General features: G+C 72.7%; 24 protein-coding genes, 1 tRNA gene and 1 pseudogene. 4 read left to right on the top strand and 22 right to left on the bottom strand.

Annotated features, from left to right (window positions below; all coding sequences use genetic code 11):
- From ACFWXO_RS06255 to ACFWXO_RS06195, 13 genes and pseudogenes are all read right to left on the bottom strand, one after another.
- Positions 1 to 433 (bottom strand): annotated as a pseudogene (locus tag ACFWXO_RS06255) (hypothetical protein); the annotation flags it as partial.
- Positions 434 to 557: 124 nt separating this feature from the next.
- Entirely contained in the window at positions 558 to 1,172 is a 615-nt protein-coding gene (locus ACFWXO_RS06250) for a hypothetical protein (RefSeq protein ID WP_380522547.1), read from the bottom strand.
- A gap of 105 nt (positions 1,173 to 1,277) precedes the next feature.
- Positions 1,278 to 1,637: a hypothetical protein gene (locus ACFWXO_RS06245; RefSeq protein WP_380522581.1), complete on the bottom strand. Its 360-nt coding sequence runs from the start codon at positions 1,635 to 1,637 to the stop codon at positions 1,278 to 1,280.
- 149 nt (positions 1,638 to 1,786) lie between these two features.
- Positions 1,787 to 2,554, bottom strand: a complete 768-nt coding sequence (locus ACFWXO_RS06240) for an ABC transporter permease (RefSeq protein ID WP_375883164.1) — start codon at positions 2,552 to 2,554, stop codon at positions 1,787 to 1,789.
- Positions 2,551 to 3,522 (bottom strand): ABC transporter ATP-binding protein, encoded by a 972-nt coding sequence (locus ACFWXO_RS06235; RefSeq protein WP_380522546.1) that lies wholly within the window; start codon positions 3,520 to 3,522, stop codon positions 2,551 to 2,553. Before ACFWXO_RS06235 ends, ACFWXO_RS06240 begins: the two co-directional genes overlap by 4 nt.
- Entirely contained in the window at positions 3,522 to 4,361 is an 840-nt protein-coding gene (locus ACFWXO_RS06230; RefSeq protein ID WP_380522545.1) for a DUF4097 domain-containing protein, read from the bottom strand. The genes ACFWXO_RS06235 and ACFWXO_RS06230 overlap by 1 nt, the downstream gene beginning before the upstream one ends.
- A gap of 113 nt (positions 4,362 to 4,474) precedes the next feature.
- Positions 4,475 to 5,083, bottom strand: coding sequence for a toxin-antitoxin system HicB family antitoxin (locus ACFWXO_RS06225; protein ID WP_380522544.1), 609 nt, complete (start codon positions 5,081 to 5,083; stop codon positions 4,475 to 4,477).
- A 197-nt stretch (positions 5,084 to 5,280) separates the two neighbouring features.
- Positions 5,281 to 6,345: an adenosine deaminase gene (locus ACFWXO_RS06220; RefSeq protein ID WP_380522580.1), complete on the bottom strand. Its 1,065-nt coding sequence runs from the start codon at positions 6,343 to 6,345 to the stop codon at positions 5,281 to 5,283.
- 94 nt (positions 6,346 to 6,439) lie between these two features.
- The gene (locus tag ACFWXO_RS06215) at positions 6,440 to 7,735 is read right to left on the bottom strand and encodes a DUF445 domain-containing protein (protein WP_380522543.1); all 1,296 of its coding nucleotides are present in this window, start codon (positions 7,733 to 7,735) and stop codon (positions 6,440 to 6,442) included.
- Between the two features lie 217 nt (positions 7,736 to 7,952).
- Entirely contained in the window at positions 7,953 to 9,002 is a 1,050-nt protein-coding gene (locus ACFWXO_RS06210) for a glycosyltransferase family 2 protein (protein WP_380522542.1), read from the bottom strand.
- 177 nt (positions 9,003 to 9,179) lie between these two features.
- Positions 9,180 to 10,139 (bottom strand): ATP-binding cassette domain-containing protein, encoded by a 960-nt coding sequence (locus tag ACFWXO_RS06205; RefSeq protein ID WP_380398325.1) that lies wholly within the window; start codon positions 10,137 to 10,139, stop codon positions 9,180 to 9,182.
- Between the two features lie 24 nt (positions 10,140 to 10,163).
- Complete coding sequence (locus ACFWXO_RS06200; RefSeq protein ID WP_380522541.1) at positions 10,164 to 10,991, bottom strand: ABC transporter permease; 828 nt, start codon at positions 10,989 to 10,991, stop codon at positions 10,164 to 10,166.
- A complete protein-coding gene (locus ACFWXO_RS06195; RefSeq protein ID WP_380522540.1) occupies positions 10,984 to 11,835 on the bottom strand; it encodes an ABC transporter permease in 852 nt (283 codons plus the stop codon). The genes ACFWXO_RS06200 and ACFWXO_RS06195 overlap by 8 nt, the downstream gene beginning before the upstream one ends.
- Positions 11,836 to 12,116: 281 nt before the next feature.
- On the opposite strand from ACFWXO_RS06195, the gene ACFWXO_RS06190 reads away from it, so the two are divergent.
- Positions 12,117 to 14,429: a transglycosylase domain-containing protein gene (locus tag ACFWXO_RS06190; RefSeq protein ID WP_380522539.1), complete on the top strand. Its 2,313-nt coding sequence runs from the start codon at positions 12,117 to 12,119 to the stop codon at positions 14,427 to 14,429.
- Positions 14,430 to 14,484: 55 nt separating this feature from the next.
- On the opposite strand, the gene ACFWXO_RS06185 is transcribed toward ACFWXO_RS06190, so the two are convergent.
- Positions 14,485 to 15,654: a winged helix DNA-binding domain-containing protein gene (locus ACFWXO_RS06185; protein ID WP_375883136.1), complete on the bottom strand. Its 1,170-nt coding sequence runs from the start codon at positions 15,652 to 15,654 to the stop codon at positions 14,485 to 14,487.
- A 9-nt stretch (positions 15,655 to 15,663) separates the two neighbouring features.
- A complete protein-coding gene (locus ACFWXO_RS06180; RefSeq protein WP_380522538.1) occupies positions 15,664 to 16,566 on the bottom strand; it encodes a LysR family transcriptional regulator in 903 nt (300 codons plus the stop codon).
- Positions 16,567 to 16,703: 137 nt separating this feature from the next.
- On the opposite strand from ACFWXO_RS06180, the gene ACFWXO_RS06175 reads away from it, so the two are divergent.
- The gene (locus ACFWXO_RS06175) at positions 16,704 to 17,423 is read left to right on the top strand and encodes an SDR family oxidoreductase (RefSeq protein ID WP_380522537.1); all 720 of its coding nucleotides are present in this window, start codon (positions 16,704 to 16,706) and stop codon (positions 17,421 to 17,423) included.
- A 26-nt stretch (positions 17,424 to 17,449) separates the two neighbouring features.
- Here the strand turns inward: ACFWXO_RS06175 and ACFWXO_RS06170 are convergent, their stop codons facing one another.
- Both ACFWXO_RS06170 and ACFWXO_RS06165 read right to left on the bottom strand, forming a co-directional pair.
- The gene (locus tag ACFWXO_RS06170) at positions 17,450 to 17,752 is read right to left on the bottom strand and encodes a GroES family chaperonin (protein ID WP_380522579.1); all 303 of its coding nucleotides are present in this window, start codon (positions 17,750 to 17,752) and stop codon (positions 17,450 to 17,452) included.
- A 212-nt stretch (positions 17,753 to 17,964) separates the two neighbouring features.
- On the bottom strand, positions 17,965 to 18,306 hold the full coding sequence (locus tag ACFWXO_RS06165; protein ID WP_375883121.1) for a DUF3618 domain-containing protein: 342 nt from the start codon (positions 18,304 to 18,306) through the stop codon (positions 17,965 to 17,967).
- A gap of 156 nt (positions 18,307 to 18,462) precedes the next feature.
- Between ACFWXO_RS06165 and bcp the strand changes: the two genes are divergently transcribed.
- Complete coding sequence (gene bcp / locus ACFWXO_RS06160; protein ID WP_375883119.1) at positions 18,463 to 18,936, top strand: thioredoxin-dependent thiol peroxidase; 474 nt, start codon at positions 18,463 to 18,465, stop codon at positions 18,934 to 18,936.
- A gap of 113 nt (positions 18,937 to 19,049) precedes the next feature.
- Here the strand turns inward: bcp and ACFWXO_RS06155 are convergent, their stop codons facing one another.
- A complete protein-coding gene (locus ACFWXO_RS06155) occupies positions 19,050 to 21,383 on the bottom strand; it encodes a chitinase C-terminal domain-containing protein (protein WP_380522578.1) in 2,334 nt (777 codons plus the stop codon).
- A 450-nt stretch (positions 21,384 to 21,833) separates the two neighbouring features.
- Between ACFWXO_RS06155 and ACFWXO_RS06150 the strand changes: the two genes are divergently transcribed.
- Positions 21,834 to 21,917 (top strand) — tRNA-Leu (locus ACFWXO_RS06150).
- A 70-nt stretch (positions 21,918 to 21,987) separates the two neighbouring features.
- Here the strand turns inward: ACFWXO_RS06150 and rdgB are convergent.
- The 4 genes from rdgB to ACFWXO_RS06130 all read right to left on the bottom strand — a co-directional run bounded on the left by rdgB (position 21,988) and on the right by ACFWXO_RS06130 (position 24,256).
- The gene (gene rdgB, locus ACFWXO_RS06145) at positions 21,988 to 22,593 is read right to left on the bottom strand and encodes an RdgB/HAM1 family non-canonical purine NTP pyrophosphatase (RefSeq protein ID WP_380402746.1); all 606 of its coding nucleotides are present in this window, start codon (positions 22,591 to 22,593) and stop codon (positions 21,988 to 21,990) included.
- A gap of 32 nt (positions 22,594 to 22,625) precedes the next feature.
- The gene (locus ACFWXO_RS06140; protein WP_375883113.1) at positions 22,626 to 23,018 is read right to left on the bottom strand and encodes a hypothetical protein; all 393 of its coding nucleotides are present in this window, start codon (positions 23,016 to 23,018) and stop codon (positions 22,626 to 22,628) included.
- A gap of 157 nt (positions 23,019 to 23,175) precedes the next feature.
- Complete coding sequence (gene rph, locus ACFWXO_RS06135; protein WP_375883110.1) at positions 23,176 to 23,901, bottom strand: ribonuclease PH; 726 nt, start codon at positions 23,899 to 23,901, stop codon at positions 23,176 to 23,178.
- A gap of 121 nt (positions 23,902 to 24,022) precedes the next feature.
- Entirely contained in the window at positions 24,023 to 24,256 is a 234-nt protein-coding gene (locus tag ACFWXO_RS06130; protein WP_030060521.1) for a glucose PTS transporter subunit EIIB, read from the bottom strand.
- Positions 24,257 to 24,497 lie beyond the last annotated feature (241 nt).

Below are 24,497 nucleotides of genomic sequence, written 5' to 3'. Positions count from 1 at the left end.
CATCCGTGCGTGGTGCGCCCCGGGCCACCCCCCCCCCCCTCCCCGCCCCACCCCCCCCCCCCACCCCCGGGCCGGGCCCGGGAACCCCCCCGCGCGGGCGGAGAGCCGGGCCCGTGCCGAGGAACGCCTGGCGCAGCGGCGCAGCGGTGACGAACACGAACAGCCCGAACAGCGTCATCGCCGGCAGCCCGACCATGCCCTGGAGGTAGGCGAGCGGACGGCGCAGGACGTCGTCCCAGTTCGCCCACCAGTTGGCCGTCAGGTCGGCCGCCATGACCCCCGCCCCGAGCCACACCCCCGTCGGCCGCGCCCGGGCGACCAGCACGGCGGCCAAGGGGTCGAGCACCAGCAGCGCGTGGAACAGCACCTGGCTCGGCACCGGCCACCACGCGTAGGCGTGCAGCCCCCCGCTCCCGACCTGGTACGCGTGCACCGCCGCCCCCTCGGCGAACCCCGCCGCCCACACCGCCGCCACCCTGCGCGGCCGTACTCCCCGTCCCCCACGGATCCCCTGCGTCACCACGCCAGCCTAGGCGGGCGGTTGATCGGCCTCGGGTTCAGGATCCGGCTCCGACCGGCGCCGGCTTGGGGAGCACCCGGGGCTCGCCCAGACTGCCGTCGGGCAGGACCTCGAAGACGGTGAGGGAGGTGCGGCCGGTGACGGTGATCCGGTCCGGCCCGGACCAGTCGACGCGGATGAATTCGCCGTCCCGGGTGTCCCAGGTACCGATGCTCCAGTGGCGGGTGGACCAGCCGGTGCCGGCCTCCAACTCCACCTGGTAGACCGGGTCGATGGAGAAGCCGGAGACGTTGGTGACGCTCAGGATCCGGTCCGGGCGGCTCGGGCTGACGAAACGGTCCTCCCGGCCTCCGTCACCACTGAACACGTAGGACAGGAACAGCACCGGCACCCCGGCGACGACGAGCGGGGCCAGCAGGGCAGCGCAGCCGATCTGCGAGAACCAGGTGCGGAACTCCAGCTCGACCACCAGCGAGACCACGATCAGCACCACCGCCGATCCGATCAGCAGGACCGGCCGGTTGAGCCAGTGCTCGACCACCACCAACCCGCCCGAACGGGAGGCGTGCCAGCCCGGCAGGTACACCAGCAACGCCGCGAGTGCCAGACCTCTGAGCACCCACGCGACCTGCTTGCGGCGCCTCGCCGTCATCCGTCCCCCCGGGCGGTCTTTTGCCGAGCTTTGCGCGGACTTTACTACAAGGGGCCGTTGTTGATCAGGGGTCGCCGTCAGCAGGGCGCCGCCGGCAGGTCACCGTCAGCGGGGCGTCGCCGTCGGGCGGCCCGGGTCGGCGGCGAGGAGGACTTCGTCACCCTGGAGGAGATCGGCACCCCGCGCGACTTCGCCGCCGAGGGCTTCGAACCCCGCGACGGCGATCTGAACGAACCCGGTGCGGGCCCCGCTGCTCGCCCCGACCCGGGACCCGGCACCGAGCACCGCGGAGACCACGAGCAGCACCACGACCGCACCGAGCAGCGGCACCGGACGGTCGAGCAGGCGCTCGACCTCCACCAGGCCCCCCGAGCGGGAGGCGTACCGGCCCGCCGCGTAGGCCAGGAGCACGGCCAGGGCGCCGGCCCGGAGCCCCCGGACGGCCCACCTGCGACGTACGGTCATCTCCCGCCCCCCTGCGCCGGTTTGCCGAACTTTGGCGCGGACTTTACTACAGGGGCCCGGCGGTGGAGCGGGCCCGGAACGCCACGGCGGCCCGGGTGGCGGGTGTCCCCGCCTCCCGGACCGTCCGACGGCTACCGGCCGTACCCCCGTCACCGCCGGTAGAAGACGCTCCGCGACCAGAAGTAGCCGAGCAGCGTCAGCCCGGTGCACCAGGCGAGGGCGATCCAGCCGCTGTTGCCGATGCCGGTGCCCATCAGCAGACCGCGCAGGGTCTCGATGATCGGCGTGAAGGGCTGGTACTCGGCGAACCACCGCAGCACGGTCGGCATCGAGTCCGGCGGCACGATCGCGCTGCCGATGAAGGGCAGGAAGGTCAGCGGCAGCGGCGTGTTGCTCGCGCTCTCCGGCGTCTTGGAGACCAGCCCGATCCCCGCCGATATCCAGGTCAGCGTCAGGGTCACGAACAGCAGCAGGCCCGCTGCCGCCAGCCACTCCAGCGGCCCGGCGCTCGACCGGAACCCCATGGCGAAGGCCGCGCCGGTCACCACCACGAGCGCGACCACCGTCTGGATCACGCTCCCGACCACGTGCCCGGTCAGGAACGCCGAGCGCGAGATCGCCATCGTCCGGAACCGGTTGACGATCCCCTCGGTCATGTCGACGCAGACACCGACCGCCGTGGCGACCGCCCCCGACGTCGCCGTCATCAGGACGATCCCCGGCGTCACGTAGTCGATGTAGCTCCCGCCCCCGATGCCGGCCCCCAACGCGCCTCCGAAGGCGTAGTTGAAGAGCAGCAGCATCATCACCGGCATCACCACGACGGAGAAGGTCATCGCCGGGTACCGCTGCGCGCGTTTGAGGTTGCGCCTCAGCATGGTCAGCGAGTCGCTGACCACGTACGTCGCCGTGCTCATCGTGCACCCTCTCCGGTGAGTTGCAGGAAGACGTCGTCCAGGTCGGCCGTCTCCACGACCAGCGACTCGGCCGGCACGGAGGCGTTGTCGAGCGCGTCCAGCACCGCCCGTACGGTGAGCACGGAGTTGTCCCCCGGGATGTCCAGCCGCAGGGCCTCCGCGTCGGCGGTGGCGTAGTCGAACAGCGCCGCGGCGGCGGCGAGTCGGTCGGCGTCCGAGAACTGGAGCCGGATCCGCCCGCCGGGGACGATCCGCTTCAACTCCTCGGCCGTTCCCTCGGCGACGATCCGGCCGTCGTCCAGGACGGCGATCCGGTCGGCGAGTTGGTCGGCCTCGTCCAGGTACTGGGTGGTGAGGAAGATCGTCACCCCGTGGTCGGCGACCAGGCCCCGGATGATCTCCCACATGGTGCGCCGACTGCGCGGGTCCAGCCCGGTGGTGGGCTCGTCCAGGAAGATCACCTCGGGGTCGCCGACCAGGGTCATCGCCAGGTCGAGCTTGCGCCGCATGCCGCCGGAGAAGGTGGCGACCGGCCGGCGCGCGGCTTCGTCGAGCTCGAAGCGCCGCAGCAGTCCCTCGGCCCGCCTCCGCCCCTCCCGACGGCGGAGGTGGTTGAGGTCGGCCATCAGCATCAGGTTCTCCTCGGCGGTGAGGAGGTTGTCCACCGCCGAGAACTGGCCGGTGACCCCGATCGCCTTCCGCACCCCGTCGGCCTGGCGGGCCACGTCGTGCCCGGCCACCCGGACCGTGCCGCCGTCGGCGGGGATCAGGGTGGAGAGGATCTCCACGGTGGTGGTCTTGCCCGCGCCGTTCGGCCCGAGCAGGGCGAAGACGCTGCCCGCCGGGATGGACAGGTCGACGCCCCTGAGCACCGCCTTGTCCCCGTAGTTCTTGGTCAGGCCGGTCACCGAGATCGCCGCGGTGCTCGCGACCGGGGCCGTCGCCGGGTTCGCCGTCGTCGCCGCCATCAGGCCCTCCGGATGAGGATGCTGCCGATCTGGGTGGTGCCGCGGACCTCGACCGTCTCCCGGGCCTCGCCCGGACCGGTGGCCGTGTCGAGGGCGTTGCGGACGGCACCGAACTTGCTGTGCACGTCGAGCCAGGCCGCCGTGCCCTCCGCGATGCCGACCTCGATGTCCCCGACGCCGACCTGGAGGCCGACCTTGCCCCGGACGACCTGGCCGACCCGGACGTGGCCGTTCGCGGTCTTGGCCTCGACGTCCCCCTCGGCGAGGCCGATGTGGATCCGGCCGTTGGAGGCGTTCGCCGCCAGCTCGCCGCGCACCTCGTCGATCTCGGTGTCGCCGTGGCTGTTCTTGACCGTCAGCCGGCCCCCGACGGAGCCGACCTCGATCCGGCCCGAGCCCGTCACCTCGGCGTCCCCGGTGACGGTGCCGACCCGGATGTCGCCGATGTCGGTCTTGAGCCGCGCGCCGGTGGCCCGGTCGAGCTGGATCCGGCCCATGGAGGTCTTGATCCGGCAGTCGCCGAGCGGGCCCTCGGTGACGAAGTCCGCCATCGGGGAGTCGGCGTGCACCTCGGAGCCGGCGGGCAGCTCGACGGTGAGGTCGATCGAGCCCTTCTTGCTGGAGAACACGGTGCGCTGCTTGGGGCCCTTGACGGTGAGCCGGCCGCCGGAGAAATCGACCTGGGTCAGCTCGGCGGCCTTGACGTCCGCGTCCCTGGCGGCGCTGGTGGGCCGGACCTCGACGACGGTGTCGGTGCGCTTGCTCGCCCGGATCCACACCGAGCCGATCTCGAACTCAAGGGAGACGGAGATCTGTCCGTCGGTCTCGTACGTGGGCATGGCTGTGCCGTCCTCTTGACTCGTGTGAGTGTTCCCGCTGGTCGGAGCGGGGGTGACGTTGCAGGGGCGGTGGGTCTGGCGGGGCCGGCAGGACCGGCGGTGCTGCGGGGGCGCTAGTGGACCCAGCCGGTGAAGCCCTGGCCTCCGACGCCGCGGACGGCGCGGGACCCGAGCTCGGCGGCCGGGCGGGCGGCCCGGGCACCGCCGTCGACCGCTCCGGCGACGGCCCGGACCAGCCAGGCGTTGAGCGAGAGGCCCTCCTGCCCGGCGGCCTCCTCCGCCCTGGCCTTGAGGTGGGCGGGCAGGCGCAGGTTGATCCGGGCGGTGCCGCTGTCGTCCGACTCCGGCGTCACGGACGGGGGCACCGGCAGCGCGGGTGGCACTATCGGTGGCACCACGGGCGGCGCCACCGGTGGCACCACGGGCGACAGCACGCTCGGCATCGCGGGCGGCGCGTCGCCGTGGAAGCCGGCGGAACCGGGCGGCGCCGTCACCACGAACTCGGGGTCGAGGCCGCGCAGTCGCACGTCCACCGAGCCCGGGGCGAGGTCACGGGTGACTTCGCCCATGGCGGCGGAGAGGGCGTTGAGCAGGGTGAGCCGCACGGCCGACTCCAGCGGGAGCGTCAGCCGGTCGGCCAGCGCCCGCGCTTCGTCCCCACCGGTGGCGGCAGCCACCGCGAGCTCGTTCCGGAGGTTTTCGACGTACGGCGTGAGGTCCATGGCTAGAGCATGGCACAGCCGTGGCGCCATGTCGAGGCGTTTTTGGCACCACTTTGGCGCCACGTCCGGTGCCACCTCCGGCCACGCCCGGCACCACCCTCGGCGCCATGTCCGTCGCCACCTCCGGCGCCGCACCTGCGGCACCACGCGAACCGCCCCGCCGACGACGTCGACGGGGCGGTTGACCTGCGGGAACGTCAGCGCTGCTGCTGCCAGCCCGCCAGGTAGGAGTCGATCTCGCCGGCCAGCCGCGCCTTGCCCGCCTGCTCCAGGAAGGAGGCCTCGACCGCGTTGCGGGCCAGCGCCGCCACCCCGGTCTCGTCCAGCCCCAGCAGCCGCGCCGCCACCGCGTACTCGGTGTTGAGGTCGGTGCCGAACATCGGCGGGTCGTCGCTGTTGACGGTGACCAGCAGCCCGGCGTCCACCATCCGCTTGATCGGGTGGTCCTCGATCCGCTCCACCGCCCGGGTGGCGATGTTGGAGGTCGGGCAGACCTCCAGCGGGATGCGGTGCTCGCCCAGGTGGTCGACCAGCGCCGGATCCTTCACCGCCTGGGTGCCGTGCCCGATGCGCTCGGCGCCGAGCTCGCGGATGGCGTCCCAGACCGTCTCCGGCCCGGTGGTCTCACCGGCGTGCGGGACGGAGCGCAGCCCGGCCGCCCGGGCCCGGTCGAAGTACGGCTTGAACTGGGGCCGCGGCACGCCGATCTCCGGGCCGCCCAGGCCGAAGCTGACCAGGCCCTCGGGGGCCAGGTCGGTGGCCAGCCGGGCGGTGATCTCGGCGGCCTCCAGGCCGGCCTCGCCCGGGATGTCGAAGCACCAGCGCAGCACCACGCCGAGGTCCTTCTCGGCGCGCAGCCGGGCGTCCTCGATCGCCTCCATGAAGGCCACGTCGGGGATGCCGCGCTTGACCGAGGAGTACGGCGTGAGGGTCAGCTCGGCGTAGCGGATGTTCTGCCGGGCCATGTCCTCGGCCACGCCGTAGGTGAGCGCCCGGACGTCCTCGGCGTCGCGGACGAGGTCCACCACGCTCAGGTAGACGTCGATGAAGTGCGCGAAGTCGGTGAAGGTGAAGTACTCGGCGAGCGCCGCCGGGTCCGTCGGCACCTTCGACTGCCCGGCGTAGCGGGAGGCCAGGTCCGCGACGATCCGCGGCGAGGCCGAGCCGACGTGGTGGACGTGCAGTTCCGCCTTGGGCATCCCGGCGATGAACGCCTCGATGCTCCGGTCGCCCGGCCCGGTCCTGCTGGGGTTGGGGCCGATCCGACTTCCGTCCGGCTGGACCACGGTGGTTCCCTCTTCTCTGCTTCTACGCGCGTACCGACTGGTGCTGGCAAGGATAGGCCCGGGCCCGGGATCACCCGCCGAGGGCCACCGCCACGGTGTGGATCAGCAGCCCGGCCAGGGCGCCCACCACCGTGCCGTTGATCCGGATGAACTGGAGGTCCCGCCCGACGTTGGCCTCGATCTTGCGCGAGGCCTCGTCGGCGTCCCAGCCCGCCACCGTCTCGGAGATCAGCGAGGTGATCTCGGTCCGGTAGGTGTCGACCAGGTACTGGGCGGCGTCCTGCAGCCAGCCGTCGACCTTGGCCTGGAGCTTGGCGTCGGTGGCCAGGCGCTCGCCGAAGCGGCGCACGCCGTCGCGGATGCGCCGGCGCAGTTCGCTGTCCTCGTCCTCGGCCGCCCCCATCACCAGGGTGCGCACGGCCGCCCAGGTGGAGTTGATCAGGTCCTGCACCTCGGGGCGCGCGAGCAGCTCGCCCTTGGCGCGCTCGACCCGGGCGATGGTCTCCGGGTCGTTCTGCAGCTCGGTGGCGAAGTCGGCGAGGAAGTTGTCGATCGCGCCGCGGGCCGGGTGCTCGGGGTCGTCCCGGATGTCGGTGACGAAGCGCAGCAGCTCCTTGTAGACCCGCTCGCCGACCTGGTGGTCGAGGAACTTCGGGGTCCAGCCCGGGGTCTTCTGGGTGACCTTGCGGACCACGTCCTCGTGGTTGTCGGTCAGCCAGCCGTGCGCCCGGACGGCGACCAGGTCCACCACCCCGTGGTGGCCGCCGTCCGCGACCACCTTGCCCAGCATCCGGCCCATCGGCTCGGCCACCGAGGTCGCGGCGGCCCGCCTGGTCACCGCCTCGGCGACCACCGCCCGCACGTCGTCGTCGCGCAGCACCGCGAGCAGCCCGCGGAGCGCCGCCGAGGCCTCCTTGGTGACCCGCTCGGCGCTCCCCGGTGCGGCCAGCCACTCCCCCAGCCGGCGGCCGACGCCGAGCGCGGCCAGCCGGCCGCGCACCACGTGGCCGGCCAGGAAGTTGTCGCCGACGAACTCGCCGAGCGAGCGCCCGAAGGCGTCCTTCTTGGTCGGGATGATCGCGGTGTGCGGGATCGGCAGGCCGAAGGGGCGGCGGAACAGCGCCGTCACGGCGAACCAGTCGGCCAGCGCGCCGACCATGCCGGCCTCGGCGGCGGCCGCCACGTACCCGGCCCAGGGGCCGGCACCGGCCGCCTTCGCCCAGGTCGCCAGGGCGAAGACCAGGGTCGCGAAGGCCAGCAGGCCGGTCGCGATGGTCTTCATCCGGCGGACGCCGTGTCTCTTCTGCTCGTCGGCCGCGGTGAACCGGACCCCGGGGCCGGTCCCGCTGAAGGCTTCGTCACTCACCCCGCCAGTCTGCCCGCTGACCGGCGCGGACGGGGGCGTGCCCCGCGATCACACGCCCCCGGAACCGAAGCGCACCCGGGCCGGGCCGCCTCCGACCCGCCGCACGCCCCGCCCAGCACGCCCCCGAACCGGCCGCCTCCAGCGGCCACGCAGACGTCCGGACCGCCGACGTCCGAACCGCGATCGTCCAGGCCCACGTCCAGGCCCGCATCGGCGCTCATCCCCGCCCTCCGTTCACCGAGTTGGCGAGCCGACGCCACACCGGGTGGCGCCGCAGCCCGCGCCGCAGCTGCTCCGGGACGACGCCGCGCCACAGCTGCTGGGCGAGGTTGAGCGGCGGGACGTCCACCGGCAGCGGCTCCTCGCCCAGCAGGAACAGCCCGTCGGGCAGGCCGAGCCGGGCGTCCCGGAACGCCGGGTACCCCGCGTAGCGCCGCCGGCCGACCGCCACCACCGGCGGGTCGCCGTGCGCGGCCTCGTAGCGGATCTGGTCACGCAGCGCCCCCGGCCGTACGGCGGCGGCGAGTTCGAGCCGCAGCCGGGCGGTGACCGGCAGCCGGTCGTACACCGCGCGGGCGCCGAAGCACTCGATCATCCGGCCGACCTCGGCGCACACCCGCCGTTGCAGCCCGTCGTCCAGCAACAGGAAGCCGTCCTGGAGCAGCCGGGGCACGTCCCAGGCGAAGCTGCGCACCCGAATGGCGTCCAACTCCTCCCCGGGATCCGCGAGTTCGGCGGCCACCTGCTGGAGGGCGGTGATCCCGCGCAGCCGGTCGAGCACCGAGGCCCGCTCGGTGGCGTTGCCCCGGTCCTCGCGCAGCACCAGGACGTAGTGGTCGTAGTCGGCGGGGACGGAGACCCGGACGGCCCGCAGGCAGGCCTCCAGGGTGAACGGCCGGTCCGAGAGGACCACGTCCGAGCCCCAGGCGTCGGCGGCCGCGACCAGCCGCTCCAGCGCCTCCTCGCCGAGCCGGTCGTCGGCGCCGAGGAAGAGCACGTACCGCCCCCGGGCCAGGTCCGCGCCGCGGTCGGTGGGGCCCGCCGGGCCACCCGGGTCGGGCTGGTGGACCACCCGGAACACCCCGGGGTGCCGGGCCGCGTACTCGTCCAACAGCACCTCGCCGCCGTCCGTGGAGCCGTCGTCGACGACCACCACCTCCAGCCGCCCCGGCTCCAGGGACTGCCCGACCAGCGAGTCCAGGCACGCGGCGAGGTACGGCACGGTGTTGTGGACCGCGACCACCACGGTCACGTCGGGTACGGTCATCGGGCGGCGGGCCTCCGGGGCAGCGGCGGTTCGCCGGCGCGCTGACCGGCGGCGATGCACGGTCCAACTCGGCCGCCCGCCGGGGAGTCACCTGCCCTCCCCGGACGGGTGACGCGCACCGAACGCCCGCCCGAACCGTCGACCCCCGAACGGCCACCGCCCCGGCCCGGGCCGCCCTCAGCCGATCGCCACCTCCGCGTACATCCGCGCGATCACGTCCTCGATGGCCGGCTCCCGCACCGAGAGGTCCACCAGCGGGTACCGCGCCGCGACCGCCGCCACGATCGGCGCCGCGCTCTCCTGCGCCGGGAAGGCCAGCCACTGGCGCGGCCCCTCGATCTTCACCACCCGCGCCCCGGCCACCTCGATCGCCGGCCGGGCCTCGGCCAGGTCGACCACCAGGGTCCGCTCGCTGCGCCCGGCGGCGTGCAGCCCGTCCAGCCCGCCGTCGTGGACGACCCGGCCGTGGTCGATCACCATCACCCGGCCGCAGAGCTGCTCGATGTCGGTGAGGTCGTGGGTGGTGAGCAGCACGGTGGTGCCGCGGTCCCGGTTGACCTCGCGCAGGAACTCCCGCACCCGGCCCTTGCTGACCACGTCCAGGCCGATGGTCGGCTCGTCCAGGTAGAGCACCCGGGGGTCGTGCAGCAGGGCCGCCGCGAGGTCGCCGCGCATCCGCTGGCCGAGCGAGAGCTGCCGTACGGGGGTGTCCAACAGGCCGCCCAGGTCGAGGAGTTCGACGCAGCGGCCGAGGTTCTCGCGGTACCGCGGGTCGGGGATCCGGTAGATCCGGCGGGCGAGTTCGAAGGAGTCGCGCAGCGGGAGGTCCCACCACAGGGTGGTGCGCTGCCCGAAGACGACGCCGATCCGGCGGGCCAGCGTGACCCGTTCGCGGGCCGGGTCGACCCCGGCGACGCGCAGCCGGCCGGAGCTGGGGACGAGGATGCCGGTGAGCATCTTGATGGTGGTCGACTTCCCGGCGCCGTTGGGCCCGATGTAGCCGACGCACTCGCCGGCCTCGACGGTGAAGCTGAGGCCGTCGACCGCGCGCACCTCGCGCTTGACCCGGCTGAACCGGCCGGTGCGGGCCCGCACGGTGAAGGTGCGGTGGACGTCCTGGAGTTCGATCAGTGCCACGGTGGGTCCTTTCGGTACGGGGGGTCAGCTGCCGGTGCCGCGGTAGGCGCGCAGTCCGGCCCGCCAGGCCAGCCCGGCGGCGGCGACGCAGAGCGCGGCGGCGACCGGGGAGGCGTACTGGAAGGCGGTGGGCAGCCCGAGCGGGTCGGGCCGGTCGAGGATGCGCAAAGTGGGCAGCCAGTTGACGAAGGCCAGCGGGACGCCGAAGACCGCCCCGGCCACCAGTTCCTTGGCGAAGACCGTCGGCGGGTAGTGCAGCAGGGTCGCGCCGCCGTAGGTGAAGGAGTTCTGGATCTCCTTGGACTCGCCCCACCAGAACTGGACGGTGGCGCCGCCGACGTAGATCGCGCCGAAGATGACGCTGCCGCACACCAGCAGGACGGGCACCAGCAGCACCCGGTCCCAGGTCCAGTGCACGTCCAGGGCGGTCAGGGACCAGCCGAGCACGATCACGGCCTGGAGCGGGCGGCCGAGCCGGCGCAGGGTGAACCGCTCGGCGCACAGCTGGGAGAGCGCGGGCGCGGGGCGGACCAGCATGGTGTCCAGCGAACCGTTCATGATCCGTACGCCGAGGCCGTCGGCCGAGCCGACCAGCAGGTTGGCGATGCCGAGCGAGAAGGTCGCGGTGGCGTAGAGGAAGGCGATCTCCGGCAGGCGCCAGCCGCCGAGCTGGTCGGTGTGCCGGAACATGATCACCAGCACGACGAAGTCGAGCGAGTGGGTGACCAGGCTGGCCAGCAGGTTGAGCAGGAAGGAGGCCCGGTAGGCCATCATCGAGCGCATCCACATCCGGGCGCAGATCCACCAGGAGCGGACCGCCCAGGACGTCCGGGCGAGGAACGGCTCAGCCACCCTGCACCACCACCCGGCGGGTCGCCAGCCACTGCGCGCCCCGGCCCGCGGCCAGCAGCACGGCCGCCCAGCCGAGCTGGAAGCCGAGCGCCCGGAGCAGCCCGGTGCCGCCCGCCCGCTCCAGGAAGACGTCGGTCGGCACCTTGACCAGGGCCGCCCAGGGCAGCACCCGGGCCAGGTCGCCGAGCCAGCCGGGGAAGAGAACGATCGGCAGCAGCATCCCGGAGAAGAACATCGAGACCACCAGGCTCACCGCGCGCACCCCCTCCGAGTCGTGCAGCCAGAAGCCGGTGATCGAGACCAGGAACCGCACGCCGAAGCTGACCAGCAGCGCGAGCAGCACCGAGAGCAGGAAGAACACCCAGGTCAGCGGCCGCTCGGGCATCCGGGTGCGGAACACCAGGGCGCCGAACAGCATCGGCACGGTGCCGCGGACCAGCGCCTGGAAGCCGGCCCGGCCGAGGTCGGTGGCCAGCCACCAGCCCTGGAAGTCGACCGGACGGTAGAGGTCGACGGCGATGTCCCCGCTGCGGAAGCGGTCCTGGATCTCGTCCTGGAAGCCCCCGCCCCAGACCGCGACGGTGACCAGCAGGCCCTGGCTGACCCAGATGTAGGTGACGGCCTGGCCCTGGTCGTAGCCGCCGAGGTTGGGGCGGGCCTGCCAGAGGGCGAGGAAGGAGGAGGCCAGGATGACCCCGAAGACGGTGTTGGTGAAGGTCCCGGCCAGGGTGGCGGCCCGGTAGGTGGAGTAGCGGCGGAAGGCGCCGCGGGCGACGGCGGCGTACAGCCCGAGGGCGGTGCCGGTATCGGGAGGCCTCGCCTCCGCGGTGGAAGCTCCGTGCATATTGTCTCCTTATCGACATTTGCGGGCGCAGACGGGCGCCGCGCGACGTCGGCGCACACCCCAGCGGCCCCGACCGACCGCCCCCGGGGGTACCGGGCCGGACGTGCGGAGCTGACGAAGTGGACGCGCTATGCGATTTGCACCTTTCACCGTACCGCCGGCCCCCACAGCCCGCACCCGGATTTCCGACGCACCCCGGGGCGCGCGCACCGCCACGCGCAACCACGCAGTTCAGACCCCCGCCGCCGCTGAACCCACGTCAAATAGCAGATAATCCCGCCATGACGTTGAGCACCCGCCGCCAGGCCAAACGGGCCGCCCGCCGCGAAGCCCGCCGCGCCCTCCCCCTCTGGCGCCGGCTCCTGCCCACCTGGCGGATCACCCTCGGCACCCTCACCGCACTGCTGCTGCTCGCCGTCGGCGCCTTCGCCGTGCTCTACGTCATCGTCCCGGTGCCCGACCCCAACGCCCACGCCACCGCCCAGAACAACATCTACCTCTACGCCGACGGCACCACCGAGATCGCCCGCACCGGAGCCGTCAACCGCACCGACGTCACCATCGAGCAGATCCCCCTGCCGACCCAGCAGGCCGTCGTCTCCGCCGAGGACCGCACCTTCTACCAGAACCGCGGCATCGACCTGAGGGGCATGGCCCGGGCCGGCTGGAACACCCTGCTCGGCAAGGGCATGCAGGGCGGCTCCACCATCACCCAGCAGTACGTCAAGAACTACTACCTGACCCAGGACCAGACCTTCGAACGCAAGGGCCGCGAGCTCTTCATCGCCCTCAAGGTCGACCAGCAGCGCAGCAAGAACGAGATCCTCGCCGGCTACCTCAACAGCAGCTACTTCGGCCGCGGCGCCTACGGCATCCAGAGCGCCGCCCACGCCTACTACGGCGTCGACGTCTCCCAACTCACCCTCGGCCAGGGCGCCTACCTCGCCTCCCTGCTCCAGGCCCCCAGCCTCTACGACGTCCGGACCGCCACCCCCGCCAACCGCGAGAAGGCCCTCGCCCGCTGGAACTACGCCCTCGACGGCATGGTCCAACTCGGCTTCCTCACCAGCGCCGACCGCACCGCCACCACCTTCCCCGAACCCATCGACCCCCAGCCCGCCACCGGACTCGCCGGCCAGGCCGGCTACCTGGTCGGCGTCGCCGACGACTACCTCATCTCCTCCGGCACCATCGACGCCGCCACCCTCAAGGCCGGCGGCTGGCGGATCACCACCACCTTCGACAAGCCCCGCCAGGACGCCTTCGTCAAGGCCGTCCAGTCCGAGCTCACCAGCGAACTCGACCCCAAGGCCCGCCCCGCCACCGACACCGACGTCCGGGTCGCCGGCGCCTCCGTCGAACCCGCCACCGGCCGCGTCGTCGCCGTCTACGGCGGCCCCGACTACGCCAAGCAGCCCTTCAACGACGCCCTGCGCCAGGACAACCAGATCGGCTCCACCTTCAAACCCGTCGACCTCGCCGCCGGCCTGATCGCCCAGCACTCCGTCGACGGCCGCCCGATCACCACCGAGACCCGCTACGACGGCACCAGCGAACGCCCCGTCACCGGCGGCCCCACCCCGTACGCCCCGCCCAACGAGGACGACGTCGACTACGGCAACATCACCCTGCGCTACGCCATGGTCAAGTCCGTCAACTCCGTCTACGCCCAGGAGGGCGTCGACGCCGGACTCGGCCGCGTCCGGGACACCGCCGTCAAACTCGGCATCCCCGACAGCGTCCGCGGCATGGACCCGGCCAACACCTCGATGACCCTCGGCACCGCCACCCCCAGCGCCCTCGACCTGGCCGGCGCCTACGCCACCCTCGCCAACCACGGCCAGGCGCACACCCCCTGGTCCGTCCAGAAACTCGAACGGGTCAACCCCGGCGGCGCCATCGACGTCCCCAAGATGCCCGACCACAAGGCCACCGACGCCGTCGGCCGCACCGTCGCCGACTCCGTCACCGACGTCCTGCGCGACGTCGTCAGCCCCCGCGGCACCGGCGCCGCCGCCCTCGACCTGGGCCGCCCCGCCGCCGGCAAGACCGGCACCACCGACGCCAACCTCTCCGCCTGGTTCGCCGGCTACACCCCCGAACTCACCACCACCGTCGGCCTGTTCCGCGAGAACCCGAAGACCCACGCCAAGGAGCCGCTGGCCGGCACCGCGGGCCTCACCCGGGTCAACGGCGGCGCCTTCCCCACCCGGATCTGGACCGACTACATGACCGCCGCCCTGAACGGCACCCCCACCCAGCAGTTCGACCTGCAGACCGGCCGCGGCGACCAGGGGCCCGACACCTGGACCCCCACCGCCGTGCCCAGCACCAGCACCTCCCCCACCAGCACCCCCAGCACCGCCCCCACCGGCGCGCCCGCACCCACCGCCCCCAGCCACGCCCCCAGCGCCCCCGCCGCCACCGAGCAGCCCGGCCCCGACGCCCCCAGCCCGCAGAACCCCCAGCCCACCCCCAGCCAGGAACAGCCCACCCCCAGCACCCGGCCCACCCCGACCCGGCCCGCACGCCCCAGCAACCCGCCCACCGCCACCACCGGGCCCACCGGAACGGCCACCGCCCCGGCCCAGTGAGCGACCGGGTGACGCCGCGCCCCGCCCCCCGCCAGGGCCCGTCCTCAACCTCCCGCTACGCCACCAACTCCCGCTCCAGCGGCGTACGGAAGCGCGGCGTCACCCGCACCTCCCCCAGCCACCCCGCCAACCGCCCCGCCTCCGCCGCGACCGCCCGCTCCGCCTCCGCCCCCACGTCCCGGAACAGCCGCCACACCACCTCACCGTCCGCCCGCTGCGCCCAGCCGCCGACCACCTCGCCGCACCACCACACCGTCGGCCCCGCGTTCCCCGCCCGGTCGAACAGCGCCGGCACGTCCTCCGGCCGCAGGTACCAGTCCCGCCCCCGCCACCCCATCACCGCCGGATCCAGCGCCGGCAACAGCGCCGCCCACGGCTCCGGGGCCGCCACCGGCCCCTCGTCCCCCGGCAGCACCACGGCCGCCGCACCGCCCGCCAGCGCCACCGCCCGCGCGTCCACGTCCGCCAGCGCCCGCCGGACGTCCCCCAGCGTCCAGCCCGTCCACCACTTCACGTCCTCGACCGCGGCCGGCCCGTACGCCGCCAGCCAGCGCCGCACCACCTCCGCCTTCGCCTCCCGCACCGGCACGTCCGGCCACTGCGGCACCAGCGCCCACGGATAGCTGCTGCTCAACCAGGACCCGCGCGGACGGCACCGGCGCACGTGCCCGTCCGAGGCCAGCAGCCGCAGCAGCCGACTGCCCACGCTCTGCTTCGCCTCGTACGCCTTGCCCGCCGACATCAGCATCGTCTCCCGCAACTGCGGGACGTCGTCGCCGAGTTCCTTGGTCGTCGCCTCGCCGCGCACGGCCAGCGCGGCCAGCACCGCACGCTCCGCCTCCGCCAGCCGGGCCTCGTCCCAGCCCTCGGCGTGGTCGCGCAGGTGCTTGAGCAGCCCCGCCCGCTCCTTCGCGGCGATCGCCCGCGCCGCCCCCGAACTCACGTACGGGGCCAGGCCCTCCGTCACCGCGAAGATCGTCCGCCGCATCGACAGCAGCTTCACCAGCGAGACGTCCTCGTACAGCGCCCGGTCCACCTCCGCCACCGAGGGCTCCGCCAGCCGCGCGCACGCGGACAGGTACACCGTCGCCGCGTCCGTGGCGTGCAGCCCGACCACCGCGTCCGCCACGTCCTCCACCCGCGCCGCCCGCACCGACGGCGCCAACAACTGCCGCCGCCCCAACCGGGCCCGCCGCTCCACCTCACCGATCACCGGGACGCTCATGCCCGGACCCTAGCGGCTGCCACCGACAGAACCGAGGTGCTCCGCCGCGGACCCGGCCAACTCCGCGAACTCCGCGAGCAGCGGCGACGTCCGCCCCGCCGCCCAGGCCACGCACACCCGGTGCGGCGCGAGGTCCGACACCGGCACGTGCACCACGTCCGCACGGGTGTAGAAGGCGGCCATCGACAACGGCAGCACCACCATCCCCTCCCCCGCCGCCACGTACTCCAGCTTCTCCTCCACCGTGTCCACCCGCGGCCGCGACCGCTCCGGCCGCCGCCCGGACACCCCCGGCAGATCCCGCCACTCCGGCACGAAGTCCGGATCCTGCAGCAGCAGCTCACCACCCAACTCGGCCATCACGACCGACACTTCACCCGCCAAGCGGTGCCCCGCCGGCAACACCGCCACCCGCGGCTCGGCGAACAGCGGACGCAGCACCAGACCCTGCCGGTCCACCGGCAACCGCACGCAGGAGACGTCCACCCGGCCGTCCAGCACCATCCGCGCCTGATCGGCCCAGGAGGTCCGCACCACCTCCACCGCCAGCCCCGGATGCCGCCCGCGCAGCCCCCGCACCGCCGCCGTCACCGCCACCCCCGGCATGAACCCCACCACGAACCGCGCCGGACCCTCCCCCGACCCCTCCCCCGACCGCCCCACCCGGCGCCGCAACGCCTCCGCCGCCGCCAGCAACGGCGGCGCGTCCTCCAACAACTGCCGCCCCGCGTCCGTCAGTTCGGTCGACCGCCGGTCACGCCGGAACAACTGCGCACCGAACTCCGCCTCCAACGACCGGATCTGCCGCGACAGCACCGGCTGCGCGATGTGCAACTCCACCGCCGCCCGACCGAAGTGCAACTCCCTTGCCACCGCGACGAAATACCGCAGCTTCCGCAGATCGACGTCCACCGCCACCGCCACCCCGCTCACCACTCCCCGCTGATACCCCGAGGGTATGACAGCCGACCGAACAGGTCTTGGACGCCACCACCCCGCCCGGAGCACCATCGACCCAAGCCCCCCGCCCCACCACGAAAGGCACGACCATGCCCCTCAAGGAACAGCACGTCGTCGTCCTCGGCGGCACCTCCGGCATCGGCCTCGCCACCGCCGCCCTCGCCGCCGAACGCGGCGCCCGCGTCACCGTCGTCTCCAGCCGGCCCGACAGCGCCCACCGCGCCCTCGCCACCCTGCCCACCGGCACCGCCGCCGAGACCGCCGACCTCACCGACACCCACCAGGTCAGCGCCCTCTTCGACCGCCTCGGCCCGCTCGACCACCTGGTCTACACCGCAGGCGACCCGCTGGCCCTGATGACCGTCGACGCCATGGACCTCGACGCCGCCCGCGCCCTCTTCACCCTGCGCTACTTCGGCGCCCTCGACGCCGTCCGCGCCGCCACCCCGCAGCTGCGCCCCGGCGGCTCGATCACCCTCACCTCCGGCACCGCCGGCCTGCGCCCGGTGCCGGGCTGGAGCGTCCCCGCGAGCATCTGCGGCGCGGTCGAAGCCCTCGTCCGGGCGCTGGCCGTGGAACTCGCCCCGATCCGGGTCAACGCCGTCCGGGCCGGGATGATCCGCACCCCGCTCTGGTCCGGCCTCCCCGAGACCGACCGCGAGCAGCTGTACGCCCGGACCGCCGCCGCCCTCCCCCTCCGCCGGATCGGCGACCCCGAGGACACCGCCGAGGCCTACGCGTACCTGATGGACCAGCGCTTCGCCACCGGCACCGTCCTCACCGTCGACGGCGGCGGCCTGCTCGCGTAGGGCACCCGGCCAGCAGGGCGGCCCGATCAGAGGTACAGCCCGGTCGACCCCTCCGTGTCCCCGAAGCGCGACGCCGCCACCGCGTGCAGGTCCCGCTCGCGCAGCAGCACGTAGGTGGCGCCGCGGACCTCCACCTCCAGCTTGTCCTCCGGGTCGTACAGCACGCGGTCGCCGGGCTCCACCGCGCGCACGCTCTGACCCACCGCCACCGCCTCCGCCCAGGTGCAGCGCTTGGACAGCTCCGCGGTCGCCGGGATCAGGATGCCGCCGGTCGAGCGGCGCTCGCCCTCGCTGCCCTCGATGCGCACCAGCACGCGGTCGTGCAGCATCCGGATCGGCAGCTTCTCGCCCAGCCGGTCGTGCCGCACCTCGTCGTGCCCGTGGTCGGAAGGGGTCGGTTCGTCGTTCGTACTCACGGTCCCGAAGGTACCGCCCCCGGGCGCGGCGCGTGACGCTGGCCCGGCATGCGGAAGGGCCGGGCCGCCCATCGGCGTCCCGGCCCCTCCGGACGTCCTGCCCGATCCGGTGCCCGGCCCTCTGCTCAGTCCTCGCGGCGCTTGCGCGAGGAAGACAGCAGCACCACCAGGCCGAGGCCGACCAGCGCGACCGGGACGATCCGCTCCTTGCGCGGCTGCCCCTTCTCGTCCACGAACTGCGCCTTGACCTTCTCCACCAGGCCGTTCGCGGCCACGTACGCCCGGGCCGTCTTCTCCTCGACGGTGGCCATCGCCTTCGCCTTGACCTGCGCGGAGATGGTGCTCGGGTGGATCCGCACGGCCAGCTCGTCCAGGTTCGACGCCAGCCGGTCACGGGTGCGCTCGATGTCCGCCTCGATCTGCGCAGCCGTCCGCGCCGGCTTGTCCTGCGTGCTCGCGTCGCCCACTCGGGCCACCCCATTCACTTGCCGATGTAGTCCTGTCGTCCTCTGCGACCAACCCAGTTTGTCAGCTGCCACGCACGGGCGCGCGGCCCCACCCACCAACGGAGGTAAGTTTGCCGTGGTACGACCGTCCGTCCCAGCCTCCAGGAGAGTACGACCGTGACTGAGCGTCTCCAGCCCGGCGACACCGCACCCGCATTCAGCCTGTCCGACGCCGACGGCAACCAGGTCTCGCTCGCCGACCACCTGGGCCGCAAGGTCATCGTCTACTTCTACCCGAAGGCGCTCACCCCCGGCTGCACCAAGCAGGCCTGCGACTTCACCGACAACCTGGCGGTCCTCTCGGGCGCCGGCTACGACGTCATCGGCATCTCCCCGGACCAGCCGGAGAAGCTCGGCCAGTTCCGCGAGAAGGAGGACCTCAAGGTCACCCTGCTCTCCGACCCGGACAACAAGGTCCTGGAGGCCTACGCCGCCTACGGCGAGAAGCAGAACTACGGCCGCACCTACCAGGGCGTGATCCGCTCCACGATCGTCGTGGACGAGCAGGGCAAGGTCGAGCGCGCCCTCTACAACGTCAAGGCCACCGGCCACGTCGCCAAGCTGCTGCGCGACCTCAAGGTCGAGGCCTGAGCCTCCCGAACGAGAACGAAGCGGTGGCGGCCCACCCCCCGACCGGGTGTGCCGCCACCGCCGTTCCTCACCCCGGGTGACTGCCGTCAGCCGTCAGCCGTGAGCCGTCGGGCTCAGCAGGCCCCGAGGTCGTTCCAGACGCCCCAGGCGCCACTGGCGGAGGGATCGTCGCCCTTGGTCCACCACTTGTTCTGGTAGTAGTGGCCCTTCCAGGACACCTTGGTCGGCGTCGCGTAGGTGGTGCCCGCGTCCCAGCCCGGGGCGGCCGTGCAGGCGCCGGAGGTCGGGGTCGCGGTCGGGGTCGGGGTCGGCGTACCGGTGGGCGTGCCCGTCGGGGTCCCGGTGGGCGTGCCGGTCGGGGTCGGCGTCGGGGTCGGCGTGCCGCCGTCCACCGCGCCCCGGGTCAGGTCGCCCTTGATCCCGTACAGCGTGCCGCCCACGTTGACCGTCCAGTTCGACGGCGTGGACACCGGCAGGTAGTAGACGAAGTCGATGTCCACCGAGGCGCCCGGCGCCAGCGACTGCCAGCCCGGCAGCTTGACCGACACCCGGTTGTAGGTGCCCTTCAACCCGCCGACGTTGCCCGGGCCCGGGTTGTCCTGCCTGATCACCTGGAGCCCGAAGCCGGACTGGTCCTTGGCGTTGCCCGGCGCCGAGTTGCTGTAGTCGAACTGGAACTCGGTGCCGCCCGGCAGGGTCACCGTCGAGTTGTTGACGATGTGCAGCTTCGGGTTGATCGGGTAGTTGGAGTCGCCCAGCGCGAAGTTGGTGAACGACACGTCGATCGGCAGGGTCTGCTGCGGCAGCGCCACCGTCGAGCGGAGCGCACCGTACGGACTCGCCGCCTTGAACTTGTCGTACATCAGCGAGGTCAGCGTCGAACCGGGCACGTACTCGCCCTTGCCGCCGTTGGCGGTGGCGTCCCAGCGGTAGTCGCCGGCGAGCTCCCAGATCATCGTGCCGCCGGCGCCCTGGTTGACGATGTAGTCCGCCTTGGCGCCCACCGACTGCTCGTCCTCGGTGGACAGGAACACCTTCTTGGTGTCGTTCCACAGCCACGGCGCCACCAGCGAGGAGCTGTAGTTGCGGGTGTAGCTGCCCTGGAGGGCGGTGTCGGTCACGCCGTACTTGGCCAGGTAGTCGGGCAGGATGCCCTTCTCCAGGTTCTTCGCGTGCCACATCGGGTTCGACCCGGCCGGGGACTCCTTGCCCGCGTCGTCCTTGTCGTTCCAGATGTTGTCGATGCCGACCGCGCCGTCACCGCAGGAGGTCAGGCCCGAACCGGCCGGGCAACTGGTCGCGGAGGCCGTGCCCCAGAGGCCGTTGGTGCCGCCCTGGACGTTCTTGAAGCCGCGGGTGTAGTACGGCAGGCCGACGTTGATCCGGCCGGCCGGCATCGCGCCGCGGAAGTAGTGGTACGACCAGTCCGCGTTCAGGTAGCCGATGCCGCCGTACTGGCCGGTGCCGTACACGTTGGCGGCGGCCAACTCGCCGTCCTTGCCGTCGTCGTAGAGCGAGGCGTTCGGGCCGACGTACTTGTTCCAGGCGCCGTGCAGGTCGTACGACATGATGTTGACGTAGTCCAGGTACTGGGCGACCTGGAAGGTCTCCATGCCGCGCAGCAGGTACCCGGAGGACGGCGCCGCGACCGACAGCAGGTAGTGCTTGCCGTCGGCGGCACCCGCCTTGTCCAGGTTCTCCCGCAGGGACTTCATCAGCGCCGCGTAGCCCTTGGCCAGCGAACCGCGCTTGGCGTTGGCGAGCTGCCAGTCCAGCGGGTTGCCGGCGTCCTTCATCGAGGTCGGGTACTCGTAGTCGATGTCGACGCCGTTGAAGCCGTACTTGCGGATGAAGTCGACGGAGGAGGCGGCGAAGGTGTCGATCCCGGCCTGGTTGACGCTGCCGTCCGGGTTGACCGTCATCGAGTAGAAGCCGCCGGAGTTCACCCGCTTGCCGTCGTCCCCGAAGTAGCCGCCGGTCTCGGTCCAACCGCCGACCGAGATCAGGGTCTTGACGTTCGGGTACTGCTTCTTGAACTTCGTCAGCAGGTTGAAGTGGCCCTTGTACGGCAGCGTCGGGTCCAGCTCCGCCCCCGGCACCCCCGGGAAGGAGATCCCGGTGGCCTCGTTGGTCGGGCCGTCCGTGCCGACCGACAGCTTGTTGTCGCCGCCGACGTGCCCGAAGGCGTAGTTGAGGTGGGTGACCTTGTCCCAGGGGATGTCGCTCACCAGGTAGGGCTGGTCGCCGTTCTTGCCGGTGCGCCAGCCGGTGAAGTACCCGATGATGCGGCGCTGGTGGTCCGCGCCCATCTTCTCGCGCCCGCTCGTGTCGTAGACCGAGCAGTACGGGACGTCCACTCCGGGCGTCTGGTACAGCCCGTCCGGCCGACAGGCCGCGTTGTCGACGGCCGCCGACGCCTGCGAGGGCGCCGCACCCAGCGTCGCCATCAACAGCCCCGCCAGCGAGACTGCCGCCAACGACGCCACGCCCGCCCGGGCACTCTTGCGGCGGATCACAGCGGTGGGACGCCGCTCCGCCGTACTACGGATCAACACTCGGTCCTCCAGGAGAGAGTGTCGGCGCGTACCTGTGGGGGAGCACGCACGTGGGGGATTCCAATTGGCGCAGAAGCTATGTGGTCTGAACCACATAGGTCAATAGGTCTGTACCAATTGGTAATCAACAACCAAACATCACAGGTCGGAACCCCTCGACAAACCGGTCACCCCTGGCCGAAACCCGCCCGGTCGGGAGTCCGGCCCACCACCCGCCACCCATCCTGCCCGAACTGCCACCCCATCGGCAGCGGCGACCGTCCGCGGCGGCGCCACGAGCCCGCGGCGCCACCGCGAATCGCGGTGTTGCCACCGGAGCCGAAGCTCTAGACTGAGAGCCTTGCGGCCTTGGCGTAACCGGCAGCCGCGCGGGTTTTAGGTGCCCGTGGGAGAAATCTCGTGAGGGTTCGAGTCCCTCAGGCCGCACTAGCCTAAGAATCGAAGGCCCGCCCCGGATCATCCCGGGGCGGGCCTTCGGTGTTCAGCGGACGGTGCGTCAGCCGATGAGGTCCTTGACCACCGGGGCGAGGCCGCGGAAGGCCTTCCCGCGGTGGCTGATGGCGTTCTTCTCGTCCGCCGTCAGTTCCGCGCAGGTGCGGGTCTCGCCGAGGGGCTGGAGGATCGGGTCGTAGCCGAAGCCGCCGTCGCCCGCCGGGGTGGTGCGCAGGGTGCCGAGGAGGCGGCCCTCGACGACGCGCTCGGTGCCGTCGGGCAGGGCGAGGGCGGCGGCGCAGAAGAAGTGGGCGCCGCGGTGGGGTTCGGCGATGTCGGAGAGCTGGGCGAGCAGCAGGTTCAGGTTGGCGAGGTCGTCGCCGTGCTTGCCGGCCCAGCGGGCGGAGAAGATGCCGGGCGCGCCGTTGAGGACGTCCACGCAGAGGCCGGAGTCGTCGGCGACGGCGGGCAGTCCGGTGGCGCGGGCGAGGGCGTGGGCCTTGAGGAGGGCGTTCTCGGCGAAGGTGACGCCGGTCTCGGGGACGTCCGGTATCTCGGGGTAGGCGTCGGCGCCGACGAGTTCGACGTCCAGGCCGGCGTCGGCGAGGATGGCGCGCAGCTCGGCGACCTTGTGCTGGTTGCGGGTGGCGAGGATCAGGCGGGTGGACATATCGCCCACCCTACCGAGATCCGGCGGGGGGGTCAGCCGGTGCAGACCGAGGTGAGGTTGCCGGCCGCGTCGCCGAGCGGCTTGAGGTCGGGGGCCTGGTTTCGGTCGACGGCCTGCTGGACCTTGTCGGCCTGCGTCTTGAGGTCGGTGACGGCCTTGGCGACGTCGGTGTTCTTGGAGTTCTTGCCGATCTGGTCGAGGTCGCCCTTGAGCTTCTGGAGCGCCTTGCCGGCGGCGGCCGAGTCGTTGCTGGAGTTGTCGTAGGCCTTGGTGAGGTCGGCGAGGTCGCCGGTGACCTTGACGGCGGTGTTGCCGCAGTCGATGGCCTTCTGGGCGGCGGAGCAACTCACCATGCTGAGCGGGAGGATCGCGATCAGTGCGGCCACGGCGAGGGCGGCGGGGCGGGCGATGCTCGACGAGGCCATCCGGTCCTCCTGGGGCGCGGGTTCCGTGGGGAGGACGCGCGCGGACGGGGCGCGGTTCCCGCAGCGGGGTGCTGCGGGAACCGTACGGGCTGCGGGCCGCGCGTGTACAGCGGGCCGGGCCCGGTTCAGCCCGAAGAGTTCTGCCCCGGGGGGCGGTTCAGCCTTCGAGGGCCTTGCGCTGGATCTGGTCGAGTTCGGCGCAGCCGAGGGTGCCGAGGTCGAGCAGCCGGTCGAGCAGGGCGCGGTCGAAGGGGGCGCCTTCGGCGGTGCCCTGGACCTCGACGAAGCGGCCGTCGGAGGTGCAGACGATGTTCATGTCGGTCTCGGCGCGGACGTCCTCCTCGTACTGGAGGTCGAGCATGGGGACGCCGTCGATGATGCCGACGCTGACGGCGCTGACACCGCCGGTGATGGGCTGTCCCTTGGCGCGCAGGAGCTTGCGGTCGCGGGCCCAGGAGACGGCGTCGACGAGGGCGACGTAGGCGCCGGTGATGGCGGCGGTGCGGGTGCCGCCGTCGGCCTGGAGGACGTCGCAGTCGAGGACGATGGTGTTCTCGGCGAGGGCGCGGTGGTCGATGACGGCGCGCAGCGAACGGCCGATGAGCCGACTGATCTCGTGGGTGCGGCCGCCGATGCGGCCCTTGACGGATTCGCGGTCGCCGCGGGTGTTGGTGGCGCGCGGGAGCATGGAGTACTCGGCGGTGACCCAGCCTTCGCCGCTGCCCTTGCGCCAGCGCGGGACGCCCTCGGTGACGCTGGCGGTGCACAGCACCTTGGTGTCGCCGTAGGAGACGAGGACGGAGCCTTCGGCGTGCTTGCTCCAGCCTCGTTCGATGGTGATGGGGCGGAGCTGGTCGGGGGTGCGGCCGTCGATACGTGACATAGCCACTGAGCGTAGCCGTTCCGATCGCCGGTTCCGGATGTGCCTCGGCCCGCCGTCCCCCTGAGCGGGTCGGCGGGCCGTGGGTGGTGGAGCGGTGGTGTGCGAGCCCGGGTGGCTCAGCTCACATCATGTCCTCGATGTCGGCGGCGATCGGGTCGGCGTCGGTGCCGATGACGACCTGGATCGCGGTGCCCATCTTGACGACGCCGTGGGCGCCGGCGGCCTTGAGGGCGGCCTCGTCGACGAGGGAGGCGTCCTTGACCTCGGTGCGCAGGCGGGTGATGCAGCCTTCGACCTCTTCGATGTTGTCGATGCCGCCGAGACCGGCGACGATCTTCTCAGCCTTGCTGGCCATGTGGTTTCTCCCTCTGTCTCGGCCTTCGGCGGCTCTGCCGGGTGCCGTCCTGCGCTGTGCTGGGGTTCGGTCCTCGACCGTCGGGTGGTGAGGTCCGTGCCGGTGGCTGACGCGGGTTCAGCTGGGGTGGGGGGGGGGGGGGGGGCGGCCCCCCGCGCCCGCCCCAGGGACGGGGGGGCCCGGAGGAAAGGGGAGTGGGCAGAAGGAGGCGCGGCCGGCCGCGGACCCCCCCCCCAAGCGG

The sequence above is a fragment of the Kitasatospora sp. NPDC059088 genome, assembly GCF_042738155.1.
Lineage (GTDB): Bacteria > Actinomycetota > Actinomycetes > Streptomycetales > Streptomycetaceae > Kitasatospora.
This window is presented reverse-complemented; position numbering and strand designations above follow the sequence as displayed.